The following is a 6,234-nucleotide window of genomic DNA, read 5'->3' as shown; positions in this document are numbered from 1 at the left end:
GCGCGATCAGCGTGCCCCAGATCGGAAAGCCGGCGATGAAGGACTTCGTGCCGTCGATCGGGTCGAGCACCCAGACATAGTCGGCATCCTCACGCTCATTGCCGAATTCCTCGCCGACGATGCCGTGCTGGGGGAAGTTCGACTTGATCAGCCGGCGCATCACCGCTTCTGCGGCCCGGTCGGCCTCGGTGACCGGATCGAAATCGTTCGAGCTCTTGTTGTCGATCGAGAGCGAGGTCCGGAAGAACGGAAGGATGGTTTCACCGGATGCGGTCGCGAGGCGGCCGATGAAGGCGGTAAAGTCGATGACCGTCACGGCATGTCCCCGAACTGCGCAAACGGCGCGGTAGAAATTGGATGCACTCTTGCCTAGCTCAATCCGGTGCGGCGCGCACGATTAACGAAGTGTTATCCCAGCCTGATGACGTGGTTCCGGACTTTCGATTGGCTTCGGATTCGAAAGTCTCCCTGGCTCCGGACCGGATCACGAAGTCGCGAGTTCTGGTATACAAGCTATGCGCAAACCGCCATCTGATCTGGGTTTTTCCTGTAATTTACTGATTTTAAACAGGAAAAAATGAGGCCGTAGGCCTGTGGCAATTTCGACAGCCTACTAACAAATACGCAGGAAATGTTTCGAAAGTTCTTGCGTTTTGTGCAGCGCGGTCGCATATTGTTGCGGTGCGGTAGCGCCTCGCGCTATCGCTGCCCTCCTTGGGCGTTTCCTCCCTAGACTTGGGCCGCTTGTTCATTCAAGCGGCCCTTTTTTCTTGGGTCGTCATTCCCGCGAGTGAACTGCGAATCCAGTTTGAGCGCACCGCATCGCCAACTTCGAATTCTTGGTTCATGACTTCATCGGCATCACAGCGCCGAGAAAGAATTGCTTACTCCGCGGCGGCCTGGAACGGGCCAAGATCTCCGAACGGAATCTTCGCCAGCGCGTCCGCAAGCGTCGCGAAGTCGGCGGCGACCTGGGCGAAGCGCGGCCCGCGCTCGCGACGGCGCTCGTCCATATAGACCGCGCGGTTGAGCTCGATCTGCACGGTGTGCAGGCCGCTCGCCGGATTGCCGTAATGCTCGGTGATGAATCCGCCGGCATAGGGCTTGTTGCGGCCGATCGAATAGCCGAGCGAACCCATGATCTCCTCGACCAGATCGGGCAGCAGCGGTGCGCAGCTCGTGCCGTAGCGGTCGCCGATCACGATGTCGGGCCGGCGCGGCTCGTCGCGCGACACGCCGATCGACGGCATCGAATGGCAGTCGACCAGGATCACGGTCCCGAACGCCTGGTGCGCCTTGTTGATCAGCCGGCGCAGCGCGCGGTGATAGGGCTTGTAGAGCACCTCGATCCGCCGCAGCGCCTCGTCGACGTCGAGCCGCTCGCGATAGATCTCCTGGCCGTCACCGACCACGCGCGGGATGGTGCCAAGGCCACCGGCCACCCGCATCGAACGCGTATTGGCAAAGCTCGGCAGCCGGCCGGTGAACATCCGCGGGTCGAGCTCATAGGGCTCGCGGTTCACGTCGACATAGGAACGCGGGAAGTTGACCCGGACGATTGGAAAGCCGCGACCGCTGACGCCCGCGATCAACTCGTCCATGAAGGAATCTTCGGAGCGGCGCAGCGAGGTCACATCGATTCGCGACGCTTCGAGGAACTCGGCCGGATAGACCGAGCCCGAATGCGGGGAATTGAAGATGATCGGCGCGCGCCAGGTCTGCGGCTCAACGATCTCGAACGGGGGCGACAATTCGCCAGCAAATTCGGTCATTCCCTTGGCGCCGTCCCTTGCGTCCGCCTCGCCCCGCAAGAACTGATTCTGCCGGAAAAGCGGAGATTTATGGGCACGCATTGTCGGTAATCGCGATCATTCTGCCAAGTGAAAAGAGAGCAGTTTCGGCTGGAACGCGTCTTAAGCGCAGGAAATGCCGCAGCCGGTGGCCCGGACGCATGGTCAGGTCCACAAATAGGTGGTGCCGGCTGCCGCTGGCTTGATATAAATTTCACCCGAAATTTACCGACTGTCGGGCTTACTGTTCGGACCGATCCTCCAGCCGGATTCGACGATTCCTGCCATGCCGAAAATCCTCCTCGCCGAAGACGACACCGATATGCGCCGCTTCCTGGTCAAGGCGCTCGAAAACGCGGGCTTCAAGGTCTCGCCGCACGACAATGGCATGTCGGCCTACCAGCGGCTGCGCGAGGAGCCGTTCGAAATGCTGCTCACCGACATCGTGATGCCCGAGATGGACGGCATCGAACTGGCGCGCCGGGCCTCGGAACTCGACCCCGATATCAAGATCATGTTCATCACCGGCTTCGCCGCGGTGGCCCTGAATTCCGATTCGGAGGCGCCGAAAAACGCCAAGGTGCTGGCCAAGCCGGTGCACCTCAGGGAATTGGTCAGCGAAGTGAACAAGTTGCTGGCGGCCTGATTCGCCAAAAAACCTTCACTTTGTATCCTTGCCTGCCCCGCCGGTGTCCGTTATAGGGACCCGATCCAAACATGGCTTTGGGTGCGTAGCTCAGCGGGAGAGCACTACCTTGACATGGTAGGGGTCACAGGTTCGATCCCTGTCGCACCCACCACGCTTCGTCCTGACGGGCTTCGCGTGGCGCAGCCACGCCGGAGACCGCTAGCGAAGCGTGTCCGGCGTAGCTTGAACGAAGTGAAAGCGTGGACGGACGATGACCGAAGCCCAACGGGCGTAGGCGGGCCTTTGGCCGCGAGCTTCGGCTCGGCAAGCCGCGCTTCGTCGTCGCGAGGCGGCCGATTTCAGCTTCAACCTGTCAAACGGCTTGTTCGGTGTCATCACCCGCACAGGCATGCGCGGGTGACAGCGTAGTTGGGACGCAGCTTCGCATTCTCGCGACATGCGATGGTGGCTTGACGCATTTCTGCTGAGGTCCGTCGGGCAAATCGGTGGCTCGACATGTCTCCCGCCGGTTCGTGTCGGGCAGCGTGCCGCCCTCGTGTACGTCACATGATGAGCCATCATGACCTGCGAGGTCACGGCGTTCATATGCCGCCGTGCCCGAAAATACCGGCGCCCCGCGTCGTACGCGCATGTCCGTGGATTGCATTCAGGTCGCATATGCCGTGATCGGGCTCGCGCCGCTGCTCGCTGCCCTAACATCTGCGCGACCGGCCAACAAAGGGCTGGATTTCCACCTCCTGATCGTCAATTCTGATTTGGAACTTACCATCCGTGCCAAACGCGGAGGAGATGTCTCATGGAGGAAGCGCGTCCGGAGCGGTTTGTCCGCCAGGTCGGCGGTGAGCTGGTGTCTTCCGTCATCGCGCGGTCGAGGCCGATCAGGGTCGAGCTGCTCAGCCGCACCTCGCGGCCGCGCATGAACTGGCACTTCTGCCAGCCCGAGCTGACCCTGTTCTGGTTCGGCAAGGGCTGTCCGCGTTTGCGGGCCAGGATCGACGGCCGGCCTGTCGAATATCAGTTCTCGGACGCAGCCAGCCTCGCACTGTTTCCTGCCGGCACGGAGATCGAAGGGGAATGGTCGGTCGAGCCGGCGTTCGACTATACGGTGGTCTTCCTCGATCCGAAGTTCGTCGCGCGGCGTCTCCATGGCCTGATCGAACGGCCGGCGATCGCATTCCGCCACGACCAGCTTGCCCGCGGCCTGGTCGAACTGGGCCAGGAAGCCACCACGCCGGACAATCTGTTCGATCTGTTCGCCGAGGGCTGGGCCAGCCAGGCGCTCGCCCATATGGCACGGCTGTCGCGCGGCGCCGAACCAGCGAAGCCGGTCAGCCGCGGCGGATTGCCGGCGCAGAAGCTGCGCAGGATCGAGGAGTTCGTCCGGGCGAATCTCGGTGAGACGATTTCGCTGTCGGCGCTGTCGGATGTTGCCGGCCTCAGCCAGCGGCATTTCCTGCGCGCCTTCCAGGAAAGCACGGGCACCAGCCCGCATCGCTATGTGCTCGGCCTGCGCATCGAAGCGGCCAAGCGCAGCCTGAGCGAGACCGACGAGAGCGTGACCAGCATCGCGCTGGCATCGGGCTTCAGCCACGCCCAGCATTTCTCATCGACGTTCCGGCAGGCCACCGGCATCAGCCCGTCGCTGTTCCGGCAGCAGCGCCGGGCCTGAGTTTCGACGCTTTTTTGCAAGTCGCGGCGGTTTCCCGCAAGCGCGAGCCGTTGCTCCGTCGTAAGCCGGCGATGCGCACAAGGTTTGATCGCGTTCGCGAACTGGAGAAGGAAGCAAGGCATGTCAGGACCATTGGCGGGAGTTCGCGTACTCGATCTGACCGGCGTGGTCTCGGGCCCGTTCGCGACCATGTTCCTGGCCGACCAGGGCGCCGATGTGCTGAAGGTCGAGCCGATCGGCGGCGACATCACCCGACGCAGCCGCGCCAATGTCGACAAGACCGGCGAATTCTCGGCGCTGTTCATCTCGTCGAACCGCGGCAAGCGCTCGCTCTCGATCGACATGAAGACCGATGCCGGGCGGGACGTGCTGGGCAAGCTGGTGCAGCAGTCCGACGTGCTGGTGCAGAATTTCCGGCCCGGCACGATGGAGCGGCTCGGGCTCGGCCCGGACGAGGTGCGCAGGAAGAATCCGCGGTTGATCTATGTCTCGATCAGCGGGGTCGGCGAGGACGGGCCTTACGCCAAGAAGCGGGTGTACGATCCGATCGTGCAGGCGCTGTCAGGTTTCTGCGATATCCAGGCGCAGCCGGTGACCAACCGGCCGCAGATGATCCGCACCATCGTCGCCGACAAGACCACGGCGGTCTATGCCGCGCAGGCGATCACGGCGGCGCTGTATGCCCGCGAGAAGTCCGGCCGCGGCCAGCATATCCAGGTGGCGATGCTCGATGCGATGATCGCCTATCTGTGGCCGGAAGGCATGATGCAATACACCGTGGTCGGCCGCGAGCAGGCGACGGCCGATCCGAACGACCGTCCCGATCTCGTGTTCCAGACCTCGGACGGCTACCTGACCTGCGGCACGATCTCGGATTCCGAATGGCAGGGCTTCTGCAAGGCGACCGGCGATCCGGAACTCGCCAGGGATGAGCGGTTCGCGACGCCCGCCTCGCGTTCGGTCAATGCGACCGCGCGCATCAACAGGATGCAGGACTATATCCGCCAGCACACCACCGCCGAATGGCTGGCGCGGCTCGATGCGGCCGACGTGCCGTGCGCGCCGATCCTGCGGCGTGGCGAGATCATCGCCAATGAGCAGGTCGTCGCCCGCGGCCTGATCGCCGAGCTGGAGCAGCCCGGCGTCGGCACCGTGCGGCAGCCGAAGCCCGCGGCGCGTTTCGAGGTCGATGCGGCCGCGATCGGCGGTCCGGCCCCGCGCATCGGCCAGCACACGAGAGAAGTGCTGCGCGATCTTGGCTACGCCGATGCCGCGATCGAAGAGATGATCGCGCAGAAGGCCGTGCGCGCGGTCTGAGCAGCCGCGCCGCGCGACGTTCGCCAGTCCTGACCTGAAGTACCGCCGTCGGTGGGAGACAACCTATGTCCGAGAACAACAAGACTGCCTTATTGGTTGGCGCCGGCGATGCGATCGGCGCCGCGGTGGCGCGGCGGTTCGCCGCCGGCGGCTACTCCGTCTGCATCGCGCGGCGCGATCCCGCGAAATCGAGCGAACTCGTGGAGGATCTGACGCGCGCCGGCGGCAAGGTGCACGCCTTCGCCGTCGATGCGCGGCGCGAGGCTGAGGTGCAGGAGCTGTGCGAGCGGGTCGAGCGCGAGATCGGGCCGATCGAGGTCTGCCTGTTCAATGCCGGCTCGAACGTCAAGAAGGAGCTGCACGAGACCAGCGAAAAGCTGTTCTTCAAGGCCTGGGAGCTCGCCTGCCTCGCCGGCTTCCTGGTCGGGCGCGAAGCGACGCGGCACATGCTGCGGCGTGGCCGCGGCACCATGCTGTTCACCGGCGCGACCGCGAGCGTACGCGGCGGCAGCGGCTTCGCGGCATTCGCGTCCGCCAAGTTCGGCCTGCGCGCGGTCGCCCAGGCGATGGCGCGCGAGCTCGGGCCGAAGAACATCCATGTCGCCCATCTCCTGATCGACGCCGGTGTCGACAGCCCGGCGATCCACCAGCGGATGAGGGCCGCCACCGGCGTCGAGGCTTCCGAGATCCCGCCGGATTCGCTGACGCGGACGTCCTCGATCGCCGAGGCCTATTGGTTCCTGCACCAGCAAAGCCGCGACGGCTGGAGCCACGAGCTCGATCTGCGTCCCTCGGTCGAGAAGTGGTGA

The 6,234-nt window shown here is 64.0% G+C and carries 6 protein-coding genes and 1 tRNA gene; 5 read left to right on the top strand and 2 right to left on the bottom strand.

Features of this window, described 5'->3' with window-relative positions; genetic code table 11:
- Both B2W55_RS08045 and B2W55_RS08040 read right to left on the bottom strand, forming a co-directional pair.
- On the bottom strand, window positions 1–316 hold a 316-nt coding region (locus B2W55_RS08045; RefSeq protein WP_291532208.1), incomplete at its 3' end, for an inositol monophosphatase family protein.
- Window positions 317–884: 568 nt separating this feature from the next.
- A complete protein-coding gene (locus B2W55_RS08040; protein ID WP_024584820.1) occupies window positions 885–1,772 on the bottom strand; it encodes an N-formylglutamate amidohydrolase in 888 nt (295 codons plus the stop codon).
- Between the two features lie 304 nt (window positions 1,773–2,076).
- On the opposite strand from B2W55_RS08040, the gene cpdR reads away from it, so the two are divergent.
- From cpdR to B2W55_RS08015, 5 genes are all read left to right on the top strand, one after another.
- Window positions 2,077–2,436 carry a cell cycle two-component system response regulator CpdR gene (cpdR, locus tag B2W55_RS08035; protein WP_016843340.1) on the top strand — a complete coding sequence of 120 codons (360 nt, stop codon included), beginning with the start codon at window positions 2,077–2,079 and terminating at the stop codon, window positions 2,434–2,436.
- Between the two features lie 79 nt (window positions 2,437–2,515).
- A tRNA-Val gene (locus B2W55_RS08030) sits at window positions 2,516–2,590 on the top strand.
- Window positions 2,591–3,235: 645 nt separating this feature from the next.
- Window positions 3,236–4,108 carry an AraC family transcriptional regulator gene (locus tag B2W55_RS08025; RefSeq protein ID WP_024584821.1) on the top strand — a complete coding sequence of 291 codons (873 nt, stop codon included), beginning with the start codon at window positions 3,236–3,238 and terminating at the stop codon, window positions 4,106–4,108.
- Window positions 4,109–4,228: 120 nt separating this feature from the next.
- The gene (locus B2W55_RS08020) at window positions 4,229–5,425 is read left to right on the top strand and encodes a CaiB/BaiF CoA transferase family protein (protein WP_024584822.1); all 1,197 of its coding nucleotides are present in this window, start codon (window positions 4,229–4,231) and stop codon (window positions 5,423–5,425) included.
- 65 nt (window positions 5,426–5,490) lie between these two features.
- Entirely contained in the window at window positions 5,491–6,234 is a 744-nt protein-coding gene (locus B2W55_RS08015; RefSeq protein ID WP_024584823.1) for an SDR family NAD(P)-dependent oxidoreductase, read from the top strand.

The organism is Bradyrhizobium sp. UBA2491, from assembly GCF_002341725.1.
GTDB lineage: Bacteria > Pseudomonadota > Alphaproteobacteria > Rhizobiales > Xanthobacteraceae > Bradyrhizobium.
The sequence above is the reverse complement of the archived record's forward strand: the minus strand, read 5'-3'. Positions and strand labels throughout refer to the sequence as shown.